This window comes from Pantoea sp. K16 (assembly GCF_048452805.1).
In the GTDB taxonomy this organism is placed as follows: Bacteria; Pseudomonadota; Gammaproteobacteria; order Enterobacterales; family Enterobacteriaceae; genus Pantoea; species Pantoea agglomerans.
Map to the genome: position 1 here is coordinate 478,833 of NZ_JBLWNV010000001.1, position 25,625 is coordinate 504,457.

Genomic DNA, 25,625 nt, shown 5'->3' on the forward strand with positions numbered 1-25,625 from the left:
CAAATGGCAAACCTCATCCCCTTGCCTTAATCAAATCAGGGGGAATGACAAAAGAATGGAAATCAGAACGGCGTTGGAGTCTGATGCGGCAGGCATCAGTGAGCTGATACAGCTTGTGTCTGTGCAATGTAATTTTTCAGAGACAGAGCCCTGTCCGCAATGGTTCATCGACAGCACAAAGCCCGATGTGCTTCAGCCGTTGATTGTTTCAGATGACTATCTCTGGCTGATTGCCGTGGAAAGAGGTCAGGTAACAGGTGTACTCACCCTTTTCGAAGGCAATTTAGTTAAATACCTTTTTGTACATCCGAAATTTCAGCGTAAAGGGGTAGCGAGGGCTCTCTGGCAGCAGGCGATTCCCGAACTGCGTTCAGAAATCAGCGTACGGTCTTCACTCTTTGCCATCCCTTTTTATGAGAAAAGGGGATTTAAAAAAGTCGGGGAGGTCAAATTTTTTAACGGCGTATCATTCCAGACAATGATCGCTCAGCTCTGAATTAACAAAGAGATTTTTAGGTTCTCTGTTTCCGCAATAAAACGGCCCGGCCACGCATTTATCAAACCAGCTTTGAGGGTGAGCGGAACCGGGCCAACCCGCCTTATTTATACCCGCGTATATTCACTGTCTTCAACTCACTGACTTTTCACGCCATCGCTGCCCGCTAATGCTATATCGGACGCGTGATTTGCAGCGTTTTTACACTTCATCAGACTCTTTTTACGCCTTTTTTACAGGCCGTTCGGTTTAATTAACGGCACCGGGTGTTTACGTGACAACGTTACACGTTGGCAGTTAAAACCTGATTTACGCAAAAAGCGTCTGCAGGCATTAAGTGGACGGGGTGTACATTCATGAGTGGTTTTCTCCAGTTTATTCTCCGACCTCCTATTAATAGCGGCTCGCTGCCAGGCACTGGTGCCTCTCCGCAGCAGGTTCTTAAGGAATACAGCATGTCAGGCCTTATTCTTGTTTCGCATAATCAATGTCAACGTTCGACGCTTACTGCAATTTATGACGGCATCCTTTCCCGTCAGGGAGGCGTCTGGATTAGCTGGGATGGTGAAAGCAGGGTGATGCCTCCGGATGCGTCAAGACCCTACGCCGTGCAGCAGATGGGTCAGTATGAAACCGTGACCTTCCCGTATACGCCTGGCGAGCTTAATGAGGGGTACCACAATTATATTCATAAAGGGCTCTGGCCTGTTTTTCATCAGCGTCCGGACATGGCTCGTTTTTCCGCCAGCGGCTATCAGGAATATAAAAACATCAATAAAGCCTATGCGCGCGCCATCTGCGAAAACGCCGCACCCGACGATGTTATCTGGATTCAGGATTACCATCTGCTAGGCTGTGCCACCTATATCCGTGAAGAAGGATTGACCAACTTAGTGGGTATTTTTCTGCATCAGCCTTTCCCGGCTGGCAGAATGTTTGAAACCATACCCGAATGGCGCTGGTTCACTGACTCTCTGTTATGTTGTGATCTGATTGGCTTTCAGACCGTGCAGGATATGAATAACTTCCTCATCTGGCTGGAGAGCGAATTCCGTATAGAACGGCTGGAAGCGCAAAGCTTTCGTGTTCATGGCCGGATTATCAGGGTGGGTGTGTTTCCTGTCGGAATAGATCTTGACGATGTCCAGTCTCTGCGTGATAGCAACAGCTGTGCTTACATGGAAATGCAGTGCCGCGAAAGCCTGCCCGAAAATACCGTGCTAAGCGGCGGCCATCTTGATGAGAGTTCAGGTCTGCCTTACCGGATCAGCACTATGGAAGTGTTGCTGCGAAAACATGATTGCTACCAGAAAAATATCACGCTGTTGCAGCTGGCGCCTCCTGCAGCCGGACACGCACATGATGCGTCAGAACTCGGTCACGCTCTGGAAGCACTGTGTGGGGAGCTTAATGGCGTGCATGGCACAATGAACTGGTATCCGGTGAACTATCTGACTCATGGCTACAGCCGCGAAGAGCAGGCTGGCATCTATCGTGCCTCACGCGTTGCGCTGGTGACGCCGTTGATGGCAGGCATGAGCCTGATGGCCAAAATGTATATCGCCTTACAGGACCCGAAAAATCCCGGGGTGCTTATCCTCTCGCAGTTTGCCGGTGCAGCCGGGCAGATGGAGGGTGCCATCATCGTCAATCCTTATGATCCTGATGCAATGGCCAGTGCGGTACATCGTGCATTGCAGATGCCGTTACACGAACGGCGGTCTCTGCATGCCCGTCTGATGAAGGGACTGCATATGCACAACAGCCATCACTGGGCTGAGTCATTTTTGCGCATGCTGAACGCTGAGCCAACTGCCCCGGAAGCCTTGCCGTCGCCTGTCTTTTTTCCGCACCTGAGTAGTAGCCGGGCGAGGTACTGAGTTTTTGAGTTGAAGTGGTATTTCGCTGGTGCGCGGGTTAGCGGGGCGAAAGCCAGATAATCGGCCCACTCTGAGCCGATTATCTGAAGCTGAAGCTAATTATTTACTGATTGCGTCCACAACTAGTTTTGCCGCACTGGCCAGTACGTCTTTGCGCGCGACCGCGTCTTTGTCCTTCTGGGTGAAGTAGGTCGTCAGGATGATGGGTGCCTGATCCTTCGGCCAGATGACGGCAATATCATTAGTTGTGCCATAGTCACCACTGCCGGTTTTATCAGCCACTATCCAGTCAGCCGGCAGGCCTGCTTTAATACTGTTTGCACCTGTTGTATTGCCCTTCATCCATTCTGACAGTTTGGCTCGCTGCTCTCCTTTGAGGGCGGTCCCGAGAACAAGCTTATTAAGCGTGTCAGCCATCGCTGAAGGAGTCGTAGTGTCACGCACATCATCCGGGATTGCTGTATTGAGTTCTGGTTCCTTTCTGTCCAGGCGAAAAGCCTTATCGCCGATTGTTCGGGCAAAATGCGTAGCCTGTTGCGGGCCACCCAGATACGCAAGTAATTTATTCATCGCGGCATTATCGCTGTATTGCAACGCCGCAGCACTCAGTTCAGCAACAGTCATTGATGAGCCGATATGTTTCTGTGTGATGGGATTATAATTAACCATGTCGCTTTTATTTATATGAATTTTTTTATCAAGCAAACTATGGTCACTTTCATTTTTCTTTAATATCGCTGCTACTGCCATTACTTTACTTGTGCTGCACAGCGGGAATCTTTCATTGCCCCGCCATGAATATTCAGAACCATCGGATGTGTCAACGACTGCAACGCCGAGTCTGCCACCAGATTTATTTTCCAGTGTCTCAAACTGGCTCTTTAGCGTTAGCTGGTCAAAAGCAGCATGGGCTAACACTGGACAACCTGTTGCGGCCATCAGTAACATGCCGGTCAGGCTTCCTTTAAAGTTTATCATCTTGCATTACCTTATTCTGGCATTAATAAAATCATGGGGTCTTTTAAGTCACGCAGAAAAAATGCATCCCTTAAATTATTTGCCCCAAAATAAATCAATTTCCTTGTAAGAAAAAACGGTATAAATTGATGCCAGTCATAAGTTTTTCTGGGGGCTGATTTGAAAAGTGATATCCCACTCAATGCGCTGCGTGCATTTGAAGCATCTGCCCGCCACCTCAACTTTACCAGGGCAGGCATGGAACTCTTTGTCTCTCAGGCTGCGGTCAGTCAGCAGGTCAGGCTGCTGGAAGAGAAATTAGGGGTGACTTTGTTCAAAAGGCTTTCCCGGGGCCTGGAGTTGACCGATGAGGCGCGGTTGCTATTCTCAAAAATTTCAGAAGAATTTCATCGTATTGAGAAGGCTTATCGTCAGTTTGAAGGAGGTAAAGTCAGGGAGGCACTGACGATATCCTGTGTGGGCACCTTTGCGCTGGGCTGGCTTTTACCAAAAATTGAAGATTTTCAGCAGAGACATCCCGCTATCGAACTGAGTATTCAGACGAACAACAATGTCGTAAGCATTGCCGGAGAGGGAGTGGATTTTGCTATAAGATACGGTTCGGGTAAATGGGCGTCATCGCATAACCAGCTATTGCTGGATGCGCCGCTGACCCTGTTATGCCGGCCTGAAACGGCGAAGAGACTGACAAAACCTGGCGATATATCCGGCGAGACGTTATTACGTTCTTACCGTCTTGAAGAGTGGGATAACTGGTTTGCTGCGGCGGGTATTTCCCCATTCAGAATTAATGGACCTGTATTCGATTCTTCACGCCTTATTATTGATGCTGTGATGATCACTGGCGGCCTGGCACTGGCACCTGATGTCATGTTTCAAACGGAAATAAAGCAAGGTTTGCTCGCCAGACCATTTAATATTTATTCTGGTCATGATGGGTACTGGTTAACTTGGCAGAGAGCCAGAAAGATGACCCAGTCGATGGAAATATTTCGCGAATGGATTATTGAGCAAATAATTAGGCCGTAATTTTTTCAGGTTCGTTCTGTCATCACGCTACGCAGTTCCTCCCTGAGCCAGCGCAGTGACAAATCGTTATCAAACCGTTTATGCCAGAGCAGTGACAGGGCTATTTCCGGTGTTTCAACGGGAACGGGGCTACAGCATAAACCGTAATGCGTCACCCACTCATCTGCCAGCCCGGCGGGAACGGTGGCTAACGCGGGAGCGCGCGTCAGCAGCGGAGGCAGAGAGGAAAAATGCGGCGTCACGTAGCGAATCGAACGTGCCTTTCCTGATGCCGCAAGCTGGTCATCGATGGCGCTCCAGTTCGCCCCGCGATAGGAAACCAGCAGATGGTCATGCGCCACATAATCCTCCAGCGTCAACGGTGCACGCAACGAAAGCTGTTCCGGGTGCCACAACGTACAAAAGTTGTGTGACACAATCTTCTCGCGCTGGAGCGTGGCGGGTGTGCTCTCGCCAACCGAAATGGCAAGATCGATCTCGCCACGCGCGACCAGTTCTGGATCCCGGAAGGGATCGCTGGCCGTGACCTGAAGCGTCACGCCGGGAGCGGTGCGCGTGATGCGCGCATACAGTCCCGGCATCAGCCAGCGTTCAACCCAGTCGCTCATCCCAAGCCGAAAAACATGTGTCGCCTCAGAAGGCGTGAAGGATGCTGGCTGAAACAATACGTTCTGCATCTGTGCCATTAACGGGCCCAGCTCAGCGATCAGCGTTTCAGCACGCGGGGTAGGCTCCATGCCTTTCGCCGTGCGCACAAACAGTGGATCGCTGAACATTAGCCGCAATCGGGCCAGTGCATTACTGACTGCTGGCTGACCCAGATGCAGCTTTTCTGCCGCACGCGACACGCTGCCTTCCCGCTTCAGAACTAACAGCACCGTCAGTAAATTCAGGTCGATTCGATGAAAATCATTTTCTCTGATAGTGAGCATCAGTTTAATCAATTTGAGTGATACAGGTTGCGTAATGATACTGCCCACCACGTTGTGATGAAACTTTCTGGAGAGATATTTATGAAAATTTTACTGATGCTGGTGGCTTCTCTTATCGCGTTCAGTCCGGTCTATGCGGCCGAACAGACCTCTGCGGGGGATCAGCAAGCTCCGGGTTATTACCGGATGACATTGGGGAAATTACGCATTACCGCGGTTTCCGACGGCACGGTAACCGTTCCCCTGAATAAATTACTGACTAACATTTCGCCTGAAAAACTAAACCATGCAATGGCCAGAGATTCGATGACGCCGCAGGCCGAAACATCAATCAATGCCTTCGTTATCGATGATGGTAAAAAGCGCATTTTAATCGACACCGGGGCCGGTGAGCTTTTTGGACACAATGGCGGACATCTGCTGACTAATCTGGCCGCCGCTGGCTATCAGGCAGAGTCGATCGATGCCGTACTCTTAACCCATATTCATGCCGATCATTCAGGCGGTGTATCACGCGCGGGCAAGCCTGCTTTTCCAAAGGCCGAAGTGTTCGTGGATAAACGGGATGTCGATTTCTGGCTTAATCCGGCTAACGTCAGCAGGGTAGAGACCAGTCAGGCCCATACCTTTGCAGAATCTGAACGGACTCTTCGCCCGGTCATCAATGCTGGCCTGCTTAAAACGTTTATGGCACCAGCCACATTACCGGGGGGAATCCGTGCAGAGTCGACAGCCGGCCACACGCCGGGCAGCATACTTTATCGCGTAGAGAGTGAAGGTCAGACCCTGGTGCTGTGGGGAGATATCATCCATGCCAAAGCGGTGCAAATGCCCGATCCTGAAGTGGCCATCCATTTTGATGTCAATCAGAAGCAGGCTATCACTACACGTGAAAGGGTACTGAAACAGGCTGCAGATCAGGGCTACTGGGTGGCTGCGGCGCATATCGCCTTCCCTGGCTTGGGCCATGTGCAGCATGAAGGCAACGCTTATCGCTGGGTGCCCGCTAATTACACTACGCAGCTCGGGCAGTAGGTTTTTAACTAAAAAATGTAATAATATCAGGGAGAAATATTTTGCCGTGAGTTAACAGGCGGCGCTTCAATATCAACAAATTGAATAATGTCTGTTAGTTTAGAGGCATCTCTGTAAAAGGGGCCAGAGCGTTGCCGTACAGATTAGTAGTCAATGAGGTTATGGGGCTGATAAAGTCGACAGCATTATGCCACTCATTGTCGCTGCGCTCTGAGCCATTTCTCAATTCAACCTGACGTTGAATACAGTCAATGTTCGGGATATCGTTGTAGAAGCTTCTCGCTTATACAGTCCCGTTCTTTCTGTAGGTAGAGTAATAGCTCAGGACCTGATTTTCCGAGGCCAGAACCTTAAAGAAGGTGACAGAGTCATGTTTTACACGGCGCTGGCTAACTTCGATGAAAAAGTCTTTGATAACCCATTCCGTTTTATTGCGGAGCGAAAAGAAAAGCCACTATCATTCGGCACGGGCATGCATATGTGTATTGGTATGGGCATAGCGCTCAGCTTTGCTTCGTCGTTTATTGCCCACATAAACTCACATTACATGCTCAGGGACGTTAGCATAATCGAATTTGCAGAGGGTGTGTCTGCGCCAGGTGCTTCAGATTTTTCATATTGGAATAGACTTCAATGAACTGGCTGAAAATTCAAGATTTCCGCACGTTACTCGCTTCTCTTTTCATCTCGAAGTTGGGCGATCATGTATATGAGGTCGTTTTTGTGTTTATTGTGCTCGAGAACACGCATAATAATTATCTTCTTGCCGGCTGCGTCTATTTTTTTCGTTTTATTCCTTTTCTATTTTTCGGCTCCGCTGGTGGCTGGATGGCAGACAATTGGCGCATCAAATGTTCAGTTATACTCTCATTGGCAGACAAGCCCTGGGTGCTGATGTTCAATACATTAACGTATGCAATTTCAATTGTTATACTTTGTACTTTTTCAGAAAATTCACAGAATAAAACGTCGGCGTTCAGATTGAAATAAGTATATCAGGAGAATCTATCCTGCATTAAAAGTTTAATTCAGGAAGCTCCTGGCTTATTTATTGCTATTTTTGGTTCATCTGTTTGCATTCTCTTTACCGGATCATTACTTCGTTTTATTATTCCCGCTGTAGCTGTCAGTCAGGGGAATGGGGAGATATTTACCAGCTGGATATTTTCTCTAATGGCTGCAGGCACAATTACCGGGGGTCTCATTTACGGACGGTTTGCCATAAATATTTCACCATTGAATGTTATGCGCAATTGGTTCTTTTACGGAATTTTACTGGTTTTAATGTCATTTATTGCCCTCTATTCGCTCGAGGCTCTGCTGCCGGTAGCATTCGTCCTTGGTATGAGTGGTGCATTCGTTGATATTTTTCTGGTGACACTCATACAGTCCTGGTCTTTTGCAGAGAACACAGGCAAGACATTCGGTACGTTTTCTACCCTGGCTAATACTGCTGAAGCACTTTCTGGTCTCCTTTCCGGACTGGCCGCCGCTGCGAGTCTGATGGTTGCTTTTGCAGGCATGAGTTCACTCATCGTACTCACTGGCATTATCTCAATGGCTTGTCTTCCAGACAAAAAACAAAAGAATATTTCGGGAAGCAACGAATCCGATAGTTCTGTTTAAAGAGTGCCCAAATGGACGACTTAAATAACTGAGGTCTCTTTTAGATATCCAAAGCAGGCGGTTGGTGCCAAAACGGGGCGTCCGTTCCGGACGTCCCTGGAAGTTACTATTTTACTAAAGGTTCTCTTGCACCGGGCCTGAAAGCATGCTTTTTCGCGCACCAGGCGATAATCAACGCAACAGCCATAAAGATCAGTAGCGCCCATGGGAAAGATACCGCACCGGCATTATTGAGAAGCAGACCACCAATGACGCCGCCGCTTGCGATAGCCAGATTCCAGGCAGTTGTCACCATTGCCTGAACGACATCGACATGATTGCCTGCCGCATCAGCGGCAGCCGTCTGCATCTGAGTTGACGCGCCGCCAAACGACCATCCCCATACGATGACGGCCACAAAGACCACAATCTGTTCCCGCATGCCTGCGGCGAGTGCCACAGAAACCGCCGCCAGTGCCACCAGACTGAGCAGAACCAGATTGCGCAGATGGCGATCCACCAGCATCCCGGTTATCCAGATGCCGATAAGTGCCGCAATGCCAAAAATCAGCAAGATAAGCCCGACATTTCCGGTCAGCCCCGACAACTGCAGGAACGGTCCGATGAATGTATAAAGAATATTGTGTGCCGTCATCCATAGAAAGATAACCGCCAGAACAGGTCTGACTCCGGGCATCTGGAAAACTTGCCATACCGGTAGTCGGCGGTCGGCCTGCTGTCCCGGCAGGTCAGGAACCGCCACCCATGTCCAGATGAACAGAATGACTGCCAATGCTGCCATGATACCAAAGGGGACTCTCCATCCCATCATGCCGCCAAGCCATGCGCCAGCCGGGGTTCCAAGGGACAGGGCAACCGGTATTCCAACCATAGCAATAGCGAGAGCGCGGCCCTGCATTTCAGCAGGAACGAGGCGTCGCGCATAGCCCGCCAGAATTCCCCATGCAAGTCCTGCAGCCACACCCGACATGAATCGGGCTGCCATCGTCAGCCAGTAACTGAACGAAAGGGTGGTAATAGTGTTGAAAATCAGGAAGGTACCTACGGCGAGTAATAGTACCTTTTTACGCCGCCAGCCACTGGTCAGAACCGTCAGAGGGATTGCCGCGAGTAGCGAACCCAGCGCATAAATGCTGACCAGCTGACCCGCCATCACCTGAGATACGTCAAGACCCATTCCAATTTCCGGAAGTAAACCCGCCGGAAGGGTCTCGGTCAGGATGGCAATAAAGCCTGTCATGGCAAATGCCAGCAGGGAAGCCAGTGGCAGACCCCGTTGTGTTGTGGTCTCACTGAATACTGTATTGGCGTGCACGTTGGCCCCTTTTTTAGTTTGTAACGACTAAAAATTGCGAAACCCTCCGGATAACGGGTTTTACAATATATATACCGATCGGTATATATCAGAAAGTATAGGGCACACTGAGGCTTGTCAAGTATATATGTATCGATTAGTATTTATATACGATAAGCGAAAAAGGAGCGGATATGGCTCAGATGGGACGCCCACGGACATTTGACCGGGAAGAGGCAATTCGTCAGGCGATGACCCTTTTCTGGCAGCATGGTTACGAGTCCACTTCGCTTGCCATGCTCAAGTCAAACCTCGGCAACGGCATCACCGCCCCAAGTTTTTACGCCGCGTTTGGTTCAAAAGAAGCGCTGTTTGAGGAGGTTGTCGATTGTTATATGACGACTTTTGGTCAGGTTAACGATTGCCTATGGGATGACACGCTTGAACCCCGTGACGCTATTGAACTGGCGTTGCGTCGTTCTGCAAAAATGCAGACAGAACAGGGGCATCCCAGTGGTTGCCTGATTGCGCTATCCGTTAATACTTGTTCGCCAGCGAACGAGCACATTCGTGAGATTCTGGCAGCGCAGCGCGATCGGACCAGGGCGGGATTTTTGCGATGTGTCACAAGAGCGAAAGAGGCGGGACTCCTGGCTTTCGATACCGACGTGCGCGCGCTGGCCACGACCCTTCACAGTTTTGAGATCGGCCTGTCGACTGAAGCCCGTGATGGCGCAACCGGCAATGAACTCGATTCGGCGGTATCAACCGCGATGAAAGCCTGGGATGCTAATGCACTGAACGTTGTTGAGTGACAGAGAACGGCGCTTAGTTTCAGCACGAAGCTTGTGCCTGTCAGAGAGCAACTGTGCGGAAGCGTAAAGTAAGCACGTCTCAATAAGTTAATGCCTGTTAGTGAGTATCAAACTTATTGCTGACACCAGACAATGGGTGTGAGACATCAAACGGGACTGCACGCGGTATGGCTTGCCGCCCGCGATCTCCGCACGCCGATGCTCGCTGAAGTGCTGGCGTTGACTGTCGCAGCCTATACTGTTTAACCCACTTGATTTAATACCCGATTTCATTCCCATCATCGGTTATCCCGATTACCTGCTTATAGTGCCTGGGACGTCTTACCCAGTCGATGTCATGCGTGAAAACCGGGAAACCGCAGCGCAAGCTAGTTAATCTCCGGTCGGTCGCATGAAGGCAAGCGGTGTTTATATTGATATGGGTAGTTTGTGCTACTCTGCTTGTCAGGCCACTTAGAGCGTCAGCTTGTGGTTCTGATGTGTTCTCGCTTTATTCCTTTCAGATGTTGTCGCGATCGGCTCAAAATAGTTTTCCGCTCAGATTTGGCCATCTAAGAAAATTTCCCACAACGCTTCTACCGCCCGGGACATCCTCGCTGCGGGTCTGAACAGCCGGATCTCTATGGGTATCCAGAGTGCGCTCTCCTTATGAGCTGCTACGGCAATCGATCCAGCATCAACATCCGGCGCTGCCAGTGTTTCCGGCAGCCAGGCAACGCCATCTCCGGCTTTAACCATGGCGAGTAAGGTGGCAGCAAGATCGGCCGTGAAGGCGATATCCATTCCACGTCTGGCCCGGTTAACCTGTGAGGTATTAGACAGGATGCGGCCCAGGCCGGATTCAGCAGAATAGGAGAGGAAAGGAAACTTCTTACGGCCTGACGCATGGAATAGAGGCTCACGCGTTGTCGGATCGCATCGTGAATACGGCTGTAAAACTTCCCGTCCAAGCCGGACGCTGAGATATTTCGACTGATCGAGATGAATGTGCATATGAGGATGGTAATAACAAAGCAGAAATTGCGCGTCACCTTTCTCAATCATGCGTTCGCAGGCACTCAATGAGTCTGATAACAGTCGAAAAGATCCGAAGCGGGCAATTTTTTCGTTGTTACGCATCAGTGCCGGGAAAAAAGAAAATGACAGTGCATGCGTGGCGGAAAAAATAACATCCGGCCGGGCCTCTCCTGCGGCCTCGATAGATTCACTCCTCAGGGTATAAAGCGCACGAATAAGTTCCGGCACCTGCCTGACGAAAACCTCTCCGGCGCGGGTCAGGCTGACGCCCCGACGATTTCTTTCAAAAATTGGCGTGCCAAGCCACTCTTCTAACGAGACGATTCTGCGGCTGAATGCAGGCTGTGTCACATATCGTGAAGCTGCCGCACGGGAAAAATTGAGTGATTGCGACAGCGCAATACAGTCTTCAAGCCAGGTTAACTCCAGGTGATGCCGATTTTGCATTACAGGCTGCCTCTTTGGCATTAGAACGGAACCCATGTACTGCATAGGATAATAGCAGACAGAACAATCAGGTCCCTTAACACTACGCTACTTCATTGTGCCGATGAATGCCGATAAACAGATGGCATGACATAACTGATTGCGTAGATATTTTAGTAAAACAGTCTTTGACTGAGAACTACCGGAGAGATCATGCGCATCCTTGATGTTGTAGAAATTACCAAACCCATTGCTTCCCCTATTCGTAACGCGTACATCGATTTCAGCAAGATGACGACAAGCCTTGTCGCCGTTGTGACAGATGTTGAAGTCGACGGGCGCCGTGTAGTGGGATACGGCTTTAACTCTAACGGCCGTTATGGCCAGGGTGGCCTCATCCGGGAACGCTTCCGTGACCGCATCCTGGAAGCCGATCCCGAAAGCCTGCTGAATGCCAAAGGTAACAACCTGGATCCGCATAAAGTCTGGGCCGTGATGATGAGTAACGAAAAGCCTGGCGGTCATGGCGAGCGTTCTGTTGCGGTGGGAACCCTGGACATGGCCATCTGGGATGCAACGGCAAAAATCGCAAACAAGCCACTGTTCCGCCTGCTGGCCGAAATGAAGGGCGTTGAGGCTAATCCGCGCGTCTTTGTCTATGCTGCTGGGGGTTATTACTATCCAGGTAAAGACCCTGGCGCACTGCGACAGGAAATGCGTGGCTACCTGAACCGCGGCTATAACGTTGTGAAAATGAAAATCGGTGGTGCCTCTCTGGACGAAGACCGCCGCCGTATTGAGGCCGTACTGGAGGAAATCGGCAGCGAAGCGCGCCTCGCCGTTGATGCTAATGGTCGCTTTGATCTGGAAACCGGTATTGCCTACGCAAAAATGCTGCGTGAATTCCCGCTCTTTTGGTACGAAGAGGTTGGCGATCCGCTCGATTATTCTCTGCAGGCAGCCCTGTCGGAGTTCTATCCAGGCGCAATGGCAACGGGCGAAAACCTCTTTTCTCATCAGGACGCGCGAAACCTGCTGCGATATGGCGGTATGCGTCCGGATCGCGACTATCTGCAATTTGACTGCGCGCTCTCCTATGGGCTGGTTGAGTATCTGCGCACACTGGATGTGCTGGAGCAGTTTGGCTGGTCACCGTCACGCTGCATACCTCATGGCGGCCATCAGATGTCCCTGAATATCGCCGCCGGCCTCGGTCTGGGTGGTAACGAAAGCTATCCCGATCTGTTCCAGCCTTACGGCGGTTTCCCGGACTCGGTAAAAGTTGAAGATGGTCATATTATTATGCCGGAACTGCCGGGTATCGGATTCGAAGGCAAATCAGACCTTATTAAAGAAATGCGGGCGCTGGCTGAATAAGTTTACGCTTACATTACGGCATGTTTAATGTCACTGCGCCCCTCGTTAAGCCGAGGGGCTGCGGGAAAATATCAATCTCTTAATTAACCTGACGCCTCAGGAAGAATAAATTTATCTGAATCTGAGAGGAGAGGGTGTGATTGAACTGGCAAACGGTAGCATTGTTAATAATTTCGGGTTGAAGGGCTGACTTTGATTCAGGCACAACATCTTATTGTGGGTATATCAGTCATCCGTTGAATTGTCGATATTCAGATATTCCTGCCGGGTTAAATATGCATTGGAAGTTTTTATAGATATCAGAAATTTAGAGCAAGTCATGAATTCTGACGCCTTGCCTGTTTATCTGCGCCTTTTGCTCTAAGGTTGCTCATTTCTCCGTAACATCCTTCGGATAATGAATAAAAAACATTTTGACTGATATTCAGATGGATTTGAAGTCAGCATTTCCTCCCCCTGCCACAGTGTTAAATGAGGAAGTTATTATGAGTGAGAAAACTCTCAAGGGTAATGCGCTTATCGGAAATAAACGCTGGACAATTATATTACCTGCCGTATTTATCATGTATACCATTTCATTTTTTGATCGGGTGAATATAGGTATGGCGCTGCCCCATATAACAGCTGAAATGGGCCTGAGTCCTGTTGAAGCCGGCTGGCTTGGCGGTGCCTTTGCCTGGGGTTACGTCGCCACGCAATTTACCGCAGGATGGCTGGCTCTACGTTTTGGATCACGGAAAATAATCGGCATCAGCCTGTTTTTGTTCGGGGCCTGCGCAATGCTTACCGGCCTGACGCGTAACTTCGGTGAACTGGTAGCGATCCGTTTCTTACTGGGCATCGCTGAAGGTCCAATTCAGGCCGCCACGGCCATGTTCCTTGCCCAGTGGTTTATGAAGCCTGAACGGGGGCGGGCATTCGGAATCTGGAATCTTAGCCTGGGTGCGGGCGCGTTTCTGGCCGGTCCGATATCTGGCTGGATCCTTGCACATCATAACTGGCGCCTGATGATGGTGATTGAAGGTGCTCCGGCCTGGCTGTTTTGCATCATCTGGTTTTATCTGGTTCCTAAAAGTATTCAGGCTGCTAGCTGGCTGAGTGCCGAAGATCGGGATTATATCCAGAAAGACCTGGCCGCTGAGCAGTCAAACTACAGGAATGAGAAATCCGATCCCTGGTGGACCATTCTCAAAATACCGGCCCTCTGGTTGATGCTGATCGGCTACTCCCTGCATAGCATGCTCGCTTACGGTTTTACGCTCTGGCTGCCGACAGCTCTCAAAGGGTATGGCACGCTCAGTGAATTTATGGTCGGTCTCATCAGTGGGATGCCATTCCTGATGACGATGCTGGGCATCTGGTACATCACCCGGCGTTCAGATAAGTACAACCAGGAGCGACGACTGCATGCCGCTATTCCTACCGTCCTCTGTGGTGTGGCATTACTGGCAGCCGCTTTTGTGCCGCTGTCATATTACTGGGCTCAGATAGGATTGTTCATGTTTGTCGGCCTGACAATGAAGATGCTGGTGCCGCTGGTTTACGTCAGGCTGACTGAAATTCTCCCGACAAAGAAAGCAGTCCCTGCGGTGGCTTTTGTCGGCGCATGCAGCAACTTCATTGGCCAGTCTGGCGGCCCCCTTGTTGCCGGATACCTCAAGCATCTGGGTGGCGGTAGTGATATGACGCTGGCATGGGGTGTTCTGGGGCTGTTCTCAATTGTGGGTGGCATGCTGTTTGCCCTTGCCGTGGGACGTGAGGAACGCATCCGGGACTTCAGCAAGGCATTCTCTGTGTCTTCACACAGAGCAGTATCAACACGTCAATAATAAAGCGGAATCTTCACACTGCCATCGAACGCCCGATCGGTCAGGATGCGCGGATCAGCATTAAGCACTCTTGTGCACCTGTGGAATTATCATGCTCATCCCCGGCGTGTATCTCTCTCAATACCTGACTGTTACAGCCCGTACTTCACGGGCTTCAGAATGCCTACAATCCCACCAGCGTGATATGTTTCTTTGTTGTCAGCGCCTTATATAACGCTTTTGCCAGAGTGCCTGGTTCCACACCTGATTGAGCGCCCTCGGAATCGGTCCAGAACGATTTGATGCGCAGTATAGTGTTGATACTCGTTACGCGTTCCATTTCCAGCACGGCCAGCACAGGATGGCGCATTTCGCCATGTTCCTCTGTCGCATCCGCCTGGATCACTGCGGCGCGGGATGCCTGACTGTCAAAGATAACGTGGCAGCGTACGCCGTTCAGGTTGAGTATGCCGATGACTTCATAAAGGCACTTAACAGCCTCTGCACTGTAGGATGCGGGCACAACAAACATAACAGATCCTTCTGAAGTGAAATTTAATGAGCAGCCAGCATAGGCGAACTGTAATCAGAGGAGAAGTTACTGTTTTTGAATGAAAAATGTAGAGTTCTAAGGTTACGATAACGCGCGTTATTTTCACTCCAGTTTTCGCTGGTACTATCAATAACTGACGTGTAACCCGATCATGGCGGTGGGGTGCGGATTTGACTTAAGGAAAGGCCAGCAGGTGGCAGGTTATTCGTTCCAGTGGGCAATGTATTTATCTATATGCGCAACGCGTTAGCTGTGTGTTTCAGCCACTTAACAGGATGAACATCAGATTAAGTTTAAGATTTTTCGCGCTCTTCAATCGCTCATCTCTCAATCCTGCCGTCACGTTTAACCGGAGGCCGTCAGTATGACATCAGGTGCTGACTCATATATTGTTGTTATCCGTGTAGCAGACCAGTCAGTATGGGTATCAGCTATGTGCCCGATTTTGTCGTACGTGAATCTTTGGATTCGGGGCAACTGAAAGAGGTATTGCCCGGTTACTGTACCAGGCAGGGGTATTTCTCGGCACTCTGGCCGGCCAGCCGATATCTCTCATCGAGAATACGCTGCTTTATCGTTTTTATTGCTGAGTCAGGCCTGTCTCTGTAATCCGTATCGGGAAGTTAATGCTTTCTGAAATCGTATGCACTTTTATGCTTAATTCAAAATCATAAACGCCCGTTTCTGGCATAGAACAGAGCATTGCCCGTTATATGCAAAAAGCGAATGTTACGTTTATTTGCCTTTATTAGATTATTAAGAGTTATTTATATTGTATGAAGATATTCAATTGGTGCTCATTGAGTCACCTTTTGCTATCGACTAATTCTAAAGCTATAAGTTCTTTATACATTAGGTAAGGCATCATTGGGCTCTTATATACAAAACCCATCCTCATTAAATCAAAGGCGTTGCCAGAAATTCCGGTCGCTGTTCGGCTAGCAATGTAAACCCGGCCAGTTCCGGATATCGCTCACGGCTGACGGTATCCGGCAGCATCAATTCTGTAAAACTCCAGGCCACTGCGATGCTGATACCGGCCACAGACAGCATGTCAGGATGACTTTCCCGCAGCCCGTTCTCCAGCGTCTGCCAGGCACCATGCAGTTGTTGAGTTACGCGATCCACCCAGGGCTGATGCTGTTTTTCTTCCGGCCTGAGACGCTGTTCGTACACAATCTGCACCGCTTTTTCGCAGGCGGCCAGGGCGAAGCCGGTAAGATGCAGATCCCGGAACTCTTCCACGCCGGACGCTGATGTAGGTGCAGGCGAATGACCGCAATATTTCTCAAGGTAATGAATGATTAGTGTGGAATCGATCAGCACCTGATTATCATCTGTGATAAGCGTTGGAACTTTAACGGCCGGGTTAATTTTCGTTAAGGCATCAAAATCGCCGAATACCGAAAGCGGGCGATGCTCGAATTGAATACCCAATACTTTCATGTAAATAGCAACCCGTCTGACATAGGGTGAATCCAGCATTCCGATAAGGATCATGGCTCTACCTCATATTATGTTGATTAACAAAATCAATTACCTGTGCGGCGACTGGCAAGGGGGCATCTTCCATTAAAAAGTGTCCGGCCTGTTCAAAGATATGCAGCGTGGAAGAGACGATGTCGCGCTGCAAACGCCTTGCATACTCAACGGGTTGCCATTCATCTTCGGCGCCCCATAAAATCTGTACGGGCAGCCGGAGTTGCGGCAATTTTTCTGCAAAGTCACTGGTGTAACACTCATTATAGTGCGCAACCTGATGCTGATAAAATGAAGGTTGCGCTACCACACCACAAAGCGGTGCAAGATAACTATCCAGCCGCTGCTCTGTCATACGATCCTTATTAAAAACAGCCATCTTTAACTGGTGCCACATCGCGCGGTAATACTCAGTGGCGGGGATCAGCGCATAATCCGCATAGTGATCCCGCATATCTTTCCATGTGGGCGAAGGCCAGGAATCGTAGCTCGGAATATCCGCAATCGTAAGCGTCTTCAGAAGGGATGGGTTGTCGAACGCCAGTCTGAGTGAAATGGCCCCGCCTATATCGTGACCAAAAAGATCTGTTTTTTTGAGCTGCCAGTGTTCAAGCAGTTTCAGCAGAAAACCGACTTGAGCGGCAACCGAGGTATCAGCCGTCAAAGGGCGCTCTGACGCGCCAAACCCAGCCAGGTCATACAGATGAACATGAAAACCCGCATCGACAAATACCGGCACCAGTGACTGCCAGATTACTGAGTGTGCGGGTGTGCCATGAACCAGCACCAGAGGTCTTCCTGAACCATGGACTCCGGTCGCAATGCGACAACCATTTATCAGAACGTCGTCATTCAGTAATGGGTTATTAGCGGGCATCTGCTTTCTCCGTTATGTTTGTTTCAGTCAGGCTATCCGTTGACTGAATATGACACCAGTGACATTCTTTCCCGCTGTAATCCTACTTTTGTCATACAAAAATGAACAAACGACTCTCCGTTGACTCACTCAGAGTGTTCCGGACCGTACTGCAAACGGGCAATATGAGTAAGGCCGCATTACTCCTCAACCTGAGCCAGTCCGCTGTAAGCTGGAAGCTCAGACGGCTTGAAGATCAACTTCAATGCCAGCTATTAACGCGCATCGCCGGAAAAGCCGTTCCGACAGAAAAGGGCAGCGTTCTGCTGCAACATGCGGAAAAAATACTCACTGAACACGATCAAGCCGTAGCCTATTTTTCGCCTTCGGCGCTGCGTGGCAAGCTGCGAATCGGGGTCACTGAACACATCTCAATGACTGAAATATGCGGGGTGATTTCAACCTTCACTCACCACCATCCAGAGGTGGATATACAACTGGTGGTGGAGCAAAGTCATCTCCTGCGTCAGCATTTTTCTGAAGGAAGTCTGGAGATCATTTTACATCAGGATTTCACGGGCACGGCATCGATGGAAGATACGGTATTGTGGAGTGAAAATTTATACTGGTACGCAACGCCTGCCTGGCGACATGAATCGGATAAGAGCCTGAAGCTTATTACCTGGGGACCGGATTGCTATTACCGTAACCTGGCTGAGGAGAAACTTCGCCAGGCAAACATTCCATTTGCTGTGATGCTGGAGTGTCCTTCAGTAGCAGGTATGCTTGCGGCAATAACTACGGGGCTGGGGGTGGGAATACTCAATCAATACAGCGTTGATAAAGCGATTTGTAGCGTGTCTGAACTTGAGAAATTGATGCCTCTGCCTTCGGTTGATTGCCTGCTACGCCTGAACAAATACCGCGTTAACCCAGCAAGCGAAGCCTTCTGCGAGATGCTGACCAGGCTGATGCATAAAGATTGAAAGTGAAGTGGCTGCAATTAGTTGATGAAAAGAGGCGTTGTTAATAATGTCCGCTTCCGACCAGGCGGACTTATCCCCATCTTCAGCTAACAACCTGAAACTGAAGCCTGCACCGTTAAGGTTATTTTAGCGACAGGGAAGTATCATCTGATGTCGTAAACTGGCACTAAGGCTGAACAAGGCTGTTCTGACGGTCAATGTTAAAGCCAAACACACAAAACCCCAGTAAATCTTTTGCCTCATCCTCCACCCGCGTAATCATAACCAAATCGGTGCTACCGCCGGGCAGCTTTACCTCAAACGGAGGGTAAGGAAGACCTTTTGTCCTGAAATCCTGCAACCAAAGCAACTTCTCGGCTTGAGACGGTATCACTTCAAAAATATGGCGATGGATAATGTCCTGCATTGGCCAGCCAACCCGCGCTGCAAAGGTATCACTTGCGTCAACAATCATCAGTTCAGGGCTGAGAAAACAGATAGAGGTGTCAGGCGCAGCATACATCGATGAAATCTGATGCGCGCGCTGCTCAAGAGACATTCGTGCCACACGACTATGAAATTTACGGCCAGAGCCAGCGGTGAGAAAATTATGTGTTTCTTCAGCCGGGATCGGCCTGCTGAATAAGTAGCCTTGTGCATAAGCGCAGCCGATACCCCGCAACATCTCAGCTTGTTCCTCTGTTTCAACACCCTCAGCAATGACGTCCATATCCAGGCTGCGGCCCAAACCGACTACGCTGGAGATAATTTTCCGGCTATCCTTTTTCTGAAGCATTGAACGAATAAAACTGCCATCAATCTTAATCGTGCTGGCGGGAAGCTGGATAAGCCAGGCAAGGCTTGAACAGCCGGTGCCAAAGTCATCCATAGCAATCATACAACCCATTTCAGACAATGCTTCGAGTTCTGCATGAGCCGTCTCTATATCATCGATCAATGCTGTCTCGGTGATTTCTATCCTGAGCCGCGAAAGGCTGAACTGATAACGTTCAGCCAGTTTTCTTAAAATTTCGGGAAGGTGCTTACCGTTCAGTTGTGAAGGAGAAACGTTTAAAGACAGAAACTGGTGTTCTGGCCAGGTGCTCGCTGTCATGAATCCCTGAGCGGCCAGACTTGTCATCAGCTCATTGAGTAACCCATGATGTTCCATAGCTGGAATGAACTCAGCCGGAGATACGATAAGCCCTTCGGGCAAAATACGCCGTGCCAGCAATTCAAAACCTACTACGCGCTGATCCTCAAGTGAGACTATCGGCTGAAAAAAAGGTTTAAACTCGCCCGATTTAATTAGCTGCTGACAAGCTGCACGAGCATCAGCATCTTTCAATTTTTCATTCATTTAAATATCCTGAAACGTATTTCTGTAAGGCATTGATGACCTGAGCGGGAATGGAATAGAAAACCTTTTTTAAAACCCTGTTTTGTTTGCGGCGGAAAATTAATCTTTTGCAAACGTCGTTTTTCCGGAGGCCTTAAATTGTCTACGGTTATTAAGTACGAGATACATAGCTATGATGTCAGTGAGCGGGCAAGTTTCATGAACATAAAATGCCATATTTATTTAACTCACGGGTCTGCATAAGGCTGATGGTATCTGGTATGGTAAACCAGAAACAAATTGAAACCAATTCCATAAAAATATCGCTTAAGTTAAATATTAAACCCTGTTAATGCATTTAATATGATCAGCAGCCAGGCTCTCTTATGCGTTGACGAATTATACTTATGGATATCAATAAGTCATGTCCGGACTTTTGTCTGCAGGCAGAGGTGGCAGCTCAAAGCTAAGCCACTCATTTAATACCTGCGATAGCCGGAAAATATAAACTCACAACCGTATGTCAAAACTCAGCATAACAATTCACTGTGAATCTTCATGGGGGATCGGAGAGTCGGGATTATAAGGCCTGAAATTTTCCAGATATCATAGACCAAAGATAATTTTGCGCCACAGGATTTCAAAAAAATAAATTTAGCCCGCTGGCGATGAGGCTCATCCATCACCTCAGCTCTGGTAGTTGTCGCTGGCGAGCTATCTATAGCATCTTGTTACAGTATTAATTCAAACCAGCGACCTTTAACTGAATATCCAGAAGGTTCTGCCGATAACCCTTTCAGGCATATTTTTATGCCTGTATATGCTCACCAGGAGAAATAATGCTGAATTTATTCCGGAAACAGTCCGCCAAAGAGCCGACAACGATGGATATCGCTGAAAAATTTATCGATGAAACGCTGGATGTGGATCATAGTGATGCCACTCTGCTGAAATGTATTATGAACCTCAGCCAGAAAGGTTACTGGTATGTTGAGAGGACCGATCTTAAAAGTGACGCGCCTGCATTTGTTTCACCTGAAGCACGCCAGCTTATGGGATTGCCTCTGCAGAAGGAGGTCGGGCTCTCTTCGCTGATCCAGATGATCCATGCGGATTTCCGGGAAGCGTTCAAAGGTTTGATAAGTCATACACTCAAACATAGCGGTGATGAAAAGCTGTTACGCTGTCTGATAAAAACTGGCGCAAATACCTTTCAGTGGTTTTGCATCCGTGCATCATACAGTCGTGAATTTACGCCGCCGCGCCTGGTTGCCGTTATAGAGAATACAGAAGAAGAAACGTCACAGTCCCGCAAGTTTGATATTGTCTCCACCCGTTTTGACCTGTCGCGCGAAATGCTTAATGACGGCCTCTGGGATCTGGATATTATTGGCGGAAATCCCCTGAATCCCGACAACGTATTCTGGTGGTCACCGCAGTTCAGGAAGCTGCTGGGTTTTGAAACCATTGAAGAGTTCCCTGATGTGATGGACAGCTGGGCATCACGCCTTCACCCGGATGACAAACAGAATGCGCTCGATGCTTTCGTCAGCCACCTGATGGACTTCAGTGGTAAAACCGGTTTTGATATTGAATATCGTCTTAAACTGCGGAGTGGTGAGTACCGGTGGTTTCAGGCCCGCGGGCAGACTAAACGTGCACCTGATGGTACCCCTTTGCGTGCCGTCGGTGCGCTTATTGATATTCAGGGCCGTAAAGACCGTGGCAGACATGAGGAAAGCGAAGTCAGGCGAAACATTCAGACCGCCGAAACCGCAAAAGAAATTGCCGAACTCGTCTCTGAAAACGGGATTATTGCTGCGCAGATCAAACTCATTTCACTGAACGCCAGTATCGAAGCCGCGAGAGCAGGTGTACATGGCCGTGGGTTTTCTGTCATCGCCAGTGCTATCCGGGGATTAGCAGAAAGAACTGCAGATATCACCGGGCACATTTCTCGTCTTCAGATGCGAATAAGTAATTCTGCTAGCGGCATAGAAAAATCGCCTGAACAATAAACATCACACATTGATGAACACTTACCACAGGTAAATACAGGGATGTTCTGGTGAAGAGATACGACGGCCTGTCTCTGATTTACTCTAACCAGAACATCAGTTCAGTTCGCAGTTTCACTCTATGAAAATTCTCCTGGAGTGGGTTCACATTTCACTATGCAAACTGGCTCTGGGAGTTACTCACCACCTCAGAGAAGAGAGTATGGCCTTGTCATCTTTTATCAGCCTGGGCTTTAAGAAATCATGTGTCTGATAGAGGTTTGTTATGGGCGTTGAGTCAGATTAAAGTCATTAGAAAATGCCAGCCTGCTGGTGGCTGAGGCTCTGTGTGTGTTTATAAAAATTTTCAATAAGGACTGAAAGCTTATCTGAGCTGGCTTTGTGCAGATCTGTCCCGCATCACGTTTGATAATCATCTCGCCTGAATATCACCTGCTGCTCTTCAGCCTTTGTCATAAAACCATGATCAGCGTCTGGCACTTAGCCGCCAGAAGATCATCTGGCGGCATCAGTCACTTTAGAAACCAGGTGTGCGGGTTTGTTTACTGTCCATCAGTTTAATACGGGCATTTGTCCACGATGGGTCATTCATCTCCAGGGATGTGCCTGATAATTTCAGTACCGGCTGCTCAGGATCCGGGCCGCATGCCATGGTTGCCATTTTTCCGGGCGCTTTACACCAAACCATTGGTGTATAAGGTGCATTTGACTGGACACCATATTTTTCAACGGCGGCTTTGGCCATGGCATTTTTATTCTCAGTGGAGTATGGGAGCTCGTAAGAAATCTGAGACACAGCCAGCGCATGTTTCGGATCTGCAGGAACACGGCCTTCAAAATGTACAAGCAGTTTGACGCCGTTTTTTTCGTAAGCAATATACTGTGGCTGCTTATCTCCTGTTACCACATTTAGAGCCGGGTATTTATCAACGTCTAACGATGATGCTGGCACATGAAAGTGCTCAGTCATGGCTTTTACGGCTTCATCATAATCCATACCGGTTTTTACCCCGGCAACATCAAAGGTGATTACATCGGCAGCCCGCAGGTTAGCAGCCTGGGCCTGGGATATAGCCATCATTGACATTAAAAACAGAGAAGCACGGCGCATAAACATATCAAATCCTTTTTTTGAAAAGTGAGTAGCCTGCAAGCTTTCTCAACTGTGGTTCACATCCGGAAGTGCATAACGATAGCAATATGGTGATGAATAACAATCATTTTTCTGCCAATGTCAGCTCCTGGCACTGAGCAGGCAGCGTTGCGCACAAGGCAACGTTCACTATACGTTCACCACCTCACCAGCCGGCGCCTTAACGGTGGCAAAATCAACCTGTTAGCTGTCCGTTTTTACCGCAAATATCATTTCCCTGTCATTTATGTTCTTTACGCTGTCAGCTTTCTCTCATGGATTTAATATTATGAAAATAAAAACGATTTCTTTGGTTATCAGTTGTGCGCTCTCGTTTTCTGGTCTTGCGGCGCAACCTCAGGCTGAGCACTATATCGTCAGTTTTCCGGAAGGTACGCGCGTGAGCTACAGCGGCGCGTTCGCCAGTGCGTTTCCGGATGGTTTGCCGGTGGGAATCGGCTCCGGTTTGCTGTTTACCGGTAAGCAGGGGGATGCGCTCACCTTCGCGACCGTCACCGATCGTGGGCCGAATGCCGACTCACCCGATGTGGACAAACATGAGTCAAAAATTTTCGTCACGCCAGACTTCGCTCCGCTGCTGATGAATATTCAGGTGCAGAACGGCAAAGCAGAAGCCACGGATGCCAGACCGCTGCATGACGACAAGGGCAATATCAACGGATTGCCGCTACAGGATGGTGTCATCGGCTCAACCAATGAAGTCGCGTTAAGCGACACACTGAAAGTGCTGAAGGGCGATAACCGTGGTCTGGATACGGAAGGCATTACGCCGGACGGGAAGGGCGGGTACTGGTTGTGCGACGAATATGGCCCATTTCTGATTAACGTTGATCAACGCGGAAAGATTCTGGCGATTCACGGGCCGCAGGCTAATGAAGGGGAAAAATCCATTGCGAGCGGACTGCCTAATATTCTTAAGTGGCGTCAGCCTAATCGTGGTTTTGAAGGGCTTACCCGTATGCCGGACGGGCGCATCATCGCCGCGGTGCAGAGTACGCTGGATATCAACGGTAAAAGTAAAAAGCAGGCGCGCTTTACCCGGCTGGTGAGCTTCGATCCGGCGACCGGGAAAACCGCGATGTATGGATACCCTATCGACAGCCAGGCTTATAGTAAAAATAGCGACGCCAAAATTGGCGATATCGTGGCGCTCGATAATCAGCATATTCTCTTGATTGAACAAGGCAGCGATAAAAACGACGCGATGCGCAACCTCATCTATAAGGTGGACCTCAGTGCGGCTACCGATCTTGCCGCATTTGACAAACCTGGTAAGTATCCGGAGTCGGACGACGAGAAAGCGCTGGCGCAGCGAGGCATTAAGCTCGCAGCTAAAACGCTGGTGGTCGATTTACGTCAACTCGGCTGGCAGCAGGAGAAGGCCGAAGGACTGGCGCTGATCGACAGTAAAACGCTGGCGGTCGCCAATGACAATGACTTCGGCGTGAAAACGGTCATGCAAAATCCGGTGGAAGGTAAGAAGCGCAAGGATTATCGGCTGAATGAAAAGGGGGAACTTACTGTAGAGGGTAAGCCGGTTGCAACGACGATCGGCGTGAAACCGCTGAAGAAACCGGAGTCGGACAGCGAGTTGTGGATCGTAACGCTGCCGGAACCGCTGAAATAAACGTTCCCCTTGCCCTGGGCTGTCTGCGCTTAGTGCCTGATTTTCTGTAAAAGAGCAGGATACAGCCCGGATTTACCCGCGAAAGATCGGTCTGCGCCGTTTTGTTATAGCGGCCGGCAGCAGACCGATATTCGTTTAAGCAGTTAAACAGCTTTCCACCGCGTTGCGGCATTAAGCGTCACTGGCGAACTTTAAACGTCAGCCTGGCGTTTATTTTTTATTTTCAATGCGATAACCGCTTCCTTCTGCATCCGAGCGCTTTCGATATCGGGCAACCCGGTCAACTACGGCTCAAGTCGCCAGGTTGCAGGGCGTGATTATAACATTATGTAATAATATGTTATCTGCCTCTTCAACAGATACTCACCACCGTGTAAGTTCTGGGGTCTCATACGCTTGTTGTCCCCGTAATCCGCTGAGGAGAAAGAGAGTGAAAGCAACCGCAATGGCCGCTACAAGTCTGTTAATGCTGATGAGCAGTGTTCACGCTGAAGGTCTGACGACGTCAGCAGATGGTAAAAACCTCGCCGTCAGCTTCGGCCAGCCCACCATCAAACAGGTGCTGCACTACCGAAAAATGTATGACAAAAAGCCGTTTCCGGATGCGGAGATTTATTATTACGACAACGGTACCTATAAAATCATTTCTCAGGGCGAAAACCACTACGGTGTTTACGTCATGCAGGGCAAGTTTGATGATGAAACTTTCACCGTGCGTTTTATCTCTCTGCCTTCTGCTGACTGGGGCAATAAAACGGCTTTTCATCAGTTAACTTTTATCAGAGGTGACAAGCAGAACGTCTTTATTCAGAATGCCATTGTGGATACCGGTGAAGCCATTGCGCAGCAGAACGGCACCTATACTCAGGAAAAAAACACCGTTACCAACCCGGTCTCTACCAGCTGGAAAAATAAATAATTG

The 25,625-nt window shown here is 49.2% G+C and carries 23 protein-coding genes and 1 pseudogene; 15 read left to right on the plus strand and 9 right to left on the minus strand.

All coding sequences use genetic code 11. The annotated features are described in order from the left end of the window. The first annotated feature begins 55 nt into the window (after positions 1 to 55). Positions 56 to 496, plus strand: coding sequence for a GNAT family N-acetyltransferase (locus ACK13D_RS02330; protein WP_418795571.1), 441 nt, complete (start codon positions 56 to 58; stop codon positions 494 to 496). A 455-nt stretch (positions 497 to 951) separates the two neighbouring features. After that, positions 952 to 2,376: an alpha,alpha-trehalose-phosphate synthase (UDP-forming) gene (locus ACK13D_RS02335; RefSeq protein ID WP_418795572.1), complete on the plus strand. Its 1,425-nt coding sequence runs from the start codon at positions 952 to 954 to the stop codon at positions 2,374 to 2,376. A 99-nt stretch (positions 2,377 to 2,475) separates the two neighbouring features. Here ACK13D_RS02335 and bla read toward each other — a convergent pair whose 3' ends face one another. Next, positions 2,476 to 3,315: a class A beta-lactamase gene (gene bla / locus ACK13D_RS02340; protein WP_418795626.1), complete on the minus strand. Its 840-nt coding sequence runs from the start codon at positions 3,313 to 3,315 to the stop codon at positions 2,476 to 2,478. A gap of 198 nt (positions 3,316 to 3,513) precedes the next feature. On the opposite strand from bla, the gene ACK13D_RS02345 reads away from it, so the two are divergent. Beyond that, on the plus strand, positions 3,514 to 4,383 hold the full coding sequence (locus tag ACK13D_RS02345) for a LysR substrate-binding domain-containing protein (RefSeq protein ID WP_249654877.1): 870 nt from the start codon (positions 3,514 to 3,516) through the stop codon (positions 4,381 to 4,383). Positions 4,384 to 4,388: 5 nt separating this feature from the next. On the opposite strand, the gene ACK13D_RS02350 is transcribed toward ACK13D_RS02345, so the two are convergent. Next, positions 4,389 to 5,315, minus strand: coding sequence for a LysR family transcriptional regulator (locus ACK13D_RS02350; RefSeq protein ID WP_418795574.1), 927 nt, complete (start codon positions 5,313 to 5,315; stop codon positions 4,389 to 4,391). Between the two features lie 81 nt (positions 5,316 to 5,396). Between ACK13D_RS02350 and ACK13D_RS02355 the strand changes: the two genes are divergently transcribed. From ACK13D_RS02355 to ACK13D_RS02365, 3 genes are all read left to right on the plus strand, one after another. Continuing rightward, positions 5,397 to 6,350 carry an MBL fold metallo-hydrolase gene (locus ACK13D_RS02355; protein ID WP_418795576.1) on the plus strand — a complete coding sequence of 318 codons (954 nt, stop codon included), beginning with the start codon at positions 5,397 to 5,399 and terminating at the stop codon, positions 6,348 to 6,350. A 238-nt stretch (positions 6,351 to 6,588) separates the two neighbouring features. Beyond that, entirely contained in the window at positions 6,589 to 6,987 is a 399-nt protein-coding gene (locus tag ACK13D_RS02360; protein ID WP_418795578.1) for a cytochrome P450, read from the plus strand. A gap of 536 nt (positions 6,988 to 7,523) precedes the next feature. Then, complete coding sequence (locus ACK13D_RS02365) at positions 7,524 to 7,976, plus strand: hypothetical protein (protein ID WP_029519597.1); 453 nt, start codon at positions 7,524 to 7,526, stop codon at positions 7,974 to 7,976. Positions 7,977 to 8,082: 106 nt separating this feature from the next. Here ACK13D_RS02365 and ACK13D_RS02370 read toward each other — a convergent pair whose 3' ends face one another. Further along, on the minus strand, positions 8,083 to 9,291 hold the full coding sequence (locus ACK13D_RS02370) for an MFS transporter (protein WP_418795580.1): 1,209 nt from the start codon (positions 9,289 to 9,291) through the stop codon (positions 8,083 to 8,085). 173 nt (positions 9,292 to 9,464) lie between these two features. Here ACK13D_RS02370 and ACK13D_RS02375 point away from each other — a divergent pair, with 173 nt between their 5' ends. Further along, positions 9,465 to 10,085: a TetR/AcrR family transcriptional regulator gene (locus ACK13D_RS02375; protein ID WP_022624385.1), complete on the plus strand. Its 621-nt coding sequence runs from the start codon at positions 9,465 to 9,467 to the stop codon at positions 10,083 to 10,085. 271 nt (positions 10,086 to 10,356) lie between these two features. Further along, positions 10,357 to 10,461, plus strand: coding sequence for a hypothetical protein (locus ACK13D_RS02380; protein ID WP_228312790.1), 105 nt, complete (start codon positions 10,357 to 10,359; stop codon positions 10,459 to 10,461). A 161-nt stretch (positions 10,462 to 10,622) separates the two neighbouring features. Here ACK13D_RS02380 and ACK13D_RS02385 read toward each other — a convergent pair whose 3' ends face one another. Continuing rightward, positions 10,623 to 11,549, minus strand: coding sequence for a LysR family transcriptional regulator (locus ACK13D_RS02385; protein ID WP_122459772.1), 927 nt, complete (start codon positions 11,547 to 11,549; stop codon positions 10,623 to 10,625). A 192-nt stretch (positions 11,550 to 11,741) separates the two neighbouring features. Here ACK13D_RS02385 and ACK13D_RS02390 point away from each other — a divergent pair, with 192 nt between their 5' ends. Continuing rightward, positions 11,742 to 12,905, plus strand: coding sequence for a mandelate racemase/muconate lactonizing enzyme family protein (locus ACK13D_RS02390; protein ID WP_163799842.1), 1,164 nt, complete (start codon positions 11,742 to 11,744; stop codon positions 12,903 to 12,905). Between the two features lie 485 nt (positions 12,906 to 13,390). Beyond that, positions 13,391 to 14,734 carry an MFS transporter gene (locus tag ACK13D_RS02395; RefSeq protein ID WP_163852108.1) on the plus strand — a complete coding sequence of 448 codons (1,344 nt, stop codon included), beginning with the start codon at positions 13,391 to 13,393 and terminating at the stop codon, positions 14,732 to 14,734. 163 nt (positions 14,735 to 14,897) lie between these two features. Here the strand turns inward: ACK13D_RS02395 and ACK13D_RS02400 are convergent, their stop codons facing one another. Next, entirely contained in the window at positions 14,898 to 15,245 is a 348-nt protein-coding gene (locus ACK13D_RS02400) for a hypothetical protein (RefSeq protein ID WP_061902151.1), read from the minus strand. 441 nt (positions 15,246 to 15,686) lie between these two features. Here ACK13D_RS02400 and ACK13D_RS02405 point away from each other — a divergent pair. After that, positions 15,687 to 15,875 (plus strand): annotated as a pseudogene (locus ACK13D_RS02405) (LysR substrate-binding domain-containing protein); the annotation flags it as partial. Positions 15,876 to 16,163: 288 nt separating this feature from the next. On the opposite strand, the gene ACK13D_RS02410 reads toward ACK13D_RS02405, so the two are convergent. Together ACK13D_RS02410 and ACK13D_RS02415 are read right to left on the minus strand one after the other, a co-directional pair. Further along, positions 16,164 to 16,766, minus strand: coding sequence for a glutathione S-transferase (locus ACK13D_RS02410; RefSeq protein ID WP_010670410.1), 603 nt, complete (start codon positions 16,764 to 16,766; stop codon positions 16,164 to 16,166). 4 nt (positions 16,767 to 16,770) lie between these two features. Next, on the minus strand, positions 16,771 to 17,622 hold the full coding sequence (locus tag ACK13D_RS02415) for an alpha/beta fold hydrolase (RefSeq protein WP_418795583.1): 852 nt from the start codon (positions 17,620 to 17,622) through the stop codon (positions 16,771 to 16,773). Between the two features lie 101 nt (positions 17,623 to 17,723). Between ACK13D_RS02415 and ACK13D_RS02420 the strand changes: the two genes are divergently transcribed. After that, complete coding sequence (locus ACK13D_RS02420; RefSeq protein WP_266093694.1) at positions 17,724 to 18,587, plus strand: LysR family transcriptional regulator; 864 nt, start codon at positions 17,724 to 17,726, stop codon at positions 18,585 to 18,587. Positions 18,588 to 18,753: 166 nt separating this feature from the next. On the opposite strand, the gene ACK13D_RS02425 is transcribed toward ACK13D_RS02420, so the two are convergent. Continuing rightward, entirely contained in the window at positions 18,754 to 19,926 is a 1,173-nt protein-coding gene (locus ACK13D_RS02425) for an EAL domain-containing protein (protein ID WP_033780289.1), read from the minus strand. A gap of 818 nt (positions 19,927 to 20,744) precedes the next feature. Between ACK13D_RS02425 and ACK13D_RS02430 the strand changes: the two genes are divergently transcribed. After that, positions 20,745 to 21,923, plus strand: coding sequence for a methyl-accepting chemotaxis protein (locus tag ACK13D_RS02430; protein ID WP_418795585.1), 1,179 nt, complete (start codon positions 20,745 to 20,747; stop codon positions 21,921 to 21,923). 517 nt (positions 21,924 to 22,440) lie between these two features. Here ACK13D_RS02430 and ACK13D_RS02435 read toward each other — a convergent pair. Next, positions 22,441 to 23,040 carry a hypothetical protein gene (locus ACK13D_RS02435; RefSeq protein WP_022624377.1) on the minus strand — a complete coding sequence of 200 codons (600 nt, stop codon included), beginning with the start codon at positions 23,038 to 23,040 and terminating at the stop codon, positions 22,441 to 22,443. 304 nt (positions 23,041 to 23,344) lie between these two features. Here ACK13D_RS02435 and ACK13D_RS02440 point away from each other — a divergent pair, with 304 nt between their 5' ends. After that, positions 23,345 to 24,703 carry an esterase-like activity of phytase family protein gene (locus ACK13D_RS02440; protein WP_418795587.1) on the plus strand — a complete coding sequence of 453 codons (1,359 nt, stop codon included), beginning with the start codon at positions 23,345 to 23,347 and terminating at the stop codon, positions 24,701 to 24,703. A gap of 430 nt (positions 24,704 to 25,133) precedes the next feature. Beyond that, entirely contained in the window at positions 25,134 to 25,622 is a 489-nt protein-coding gene (locus ACK13D_RS02445) for a hypothetical protein (RefSeq protein WP_022624375.1), read from the plus strand. The last annotated feature ends 3 nt before the right edge of the window (positions 25,623 to 25,625 follow it).

Bases quoted from the DNA above. Each gene is read 5' to 3' on its own strand.
- ACK13D_RS02330 (WP_418795571.1), top strand. From the start codon at position 56: ATGGAAATCAGAACGGCGTTGGAGTCTGATGCGGCAGGCATCAGTGAG.
- ACK13D_RS02335 (WP_418795572.1), top strand. From the start codon at position 952: ATGTCAGGCCTTATTCTTGTTTCGCATAATCAATGTCAACGTTCGACG.
- bla (WP_418795626.1), bottom strand. From the start codon at position 3,315: ATGGCCGCAACAGGTTGTCCAGTGTTAGCCCATGCTGCTTTTGACCAG.
- ACK13D_RS02350 (WP_418795574.1), bottom strand. From the start codon at position 5,315: ATGCTCACTATCAGAGAAAATGATTTTCATCGAATCGACCTGAATTTA.
- ACK13D_RS02355 (WP_418795576.1), top strand. From the start codon at position 5,397: ATGAAAATTTTACTGATGCTGGTGGCTTCTCTTATCGCGTTCAGTCCG.
- ACK13D_RS02365 (WP_029519597.1), top strand. From the start codon at position 7,524: ATGGCTGCAGGCACAATTACCGGGGGTCTCATTTACGGACGGTTTGCC.
- ACK13D_RS02375 (WP_022624385.1), top strand. From the start codon at position 9,465: ATGGCTCAGATGGGACGCCCACGGACATTTGACCGGGAAGAGGCAATT.
- ACK13D_RS02385 (WP_122459772.1), bottom strand. From the start codon at position 11,549: ATGCAAAATCGGCATCACCTGGAGTTAACCTGGCTTGAAGACTGTATT.
- ACK13D_RS02390 (WP_163799842.1), top strand. From the start codon at position 11,742: ATGCGCATCCTTGATGTTGTAGAAATTACCAAACCCATTGCTTCCCCT.
- ACK13D_RS02395 (WP_163852108.1), top strand. From the start codon at position 13,391: ATGAGTGAGAAAACTCTCAAGGGTAATGCGCTTATCGGAAATAAACGC.
- ACK13D_RS02400 (WP_061902151.1), bottom strand. From the start codon at position 15,245: ATGTTTGTTGTGCCCGCATCCTACAGTGCAGAGGCTGTTAAGTGCCTT.
- ACK13D_RS02410 (WP_010670410.1), bottom strand. From the start codon at position 16,766: ATGATCCTTATCGGAATGCTGGATTCACCCTATGTCAGACGGGTTGCT.
- ACK13D_RS02415 (WP_418795583.1), bottom strand. From the start codon at position 17,622: ATGCCCGCTAATAACCCATTACTGAATGACGACGTTCTGATAAATGGT.
- ACK13D_RS02420 (WP_266093694.1), top strand. From the start codon at position 17,724: ATGAACAAACGACTCTCCGTTGACTCACTCAGAGTGTTCCGGACCGTA.
- ACK13D_RS02425 (WP_033780289.1), bottom strand. From the start codon at position 19,926: ATGAATGAAAAATTGAAAGATGCTGATGCTCGTGCAGCTTGTCAGCAG.
- ACK13D_RS02430 (WP_418795585.1), top strand. From the start codon at position 20,745: ATGCTGAATTTATTCCGGAAACAGTCCGCCAAAGAGCCGACAACGATG.
- ACK13D_RS02435 (WP_022624377.1), bottom strand. From the start codon at position 23,040: ATGTTTATGCGCCGTGCTTCTCTGTTTTTAATGTCAATGATGGCTATA.
- ACK13D_RS02440 (WP_418795587.1), top strand. From the start codon at position 23,345: ATGAAAATAAAAACGATTTCTTTGGTTATCAGTTGTGCGCTCTCGTTT.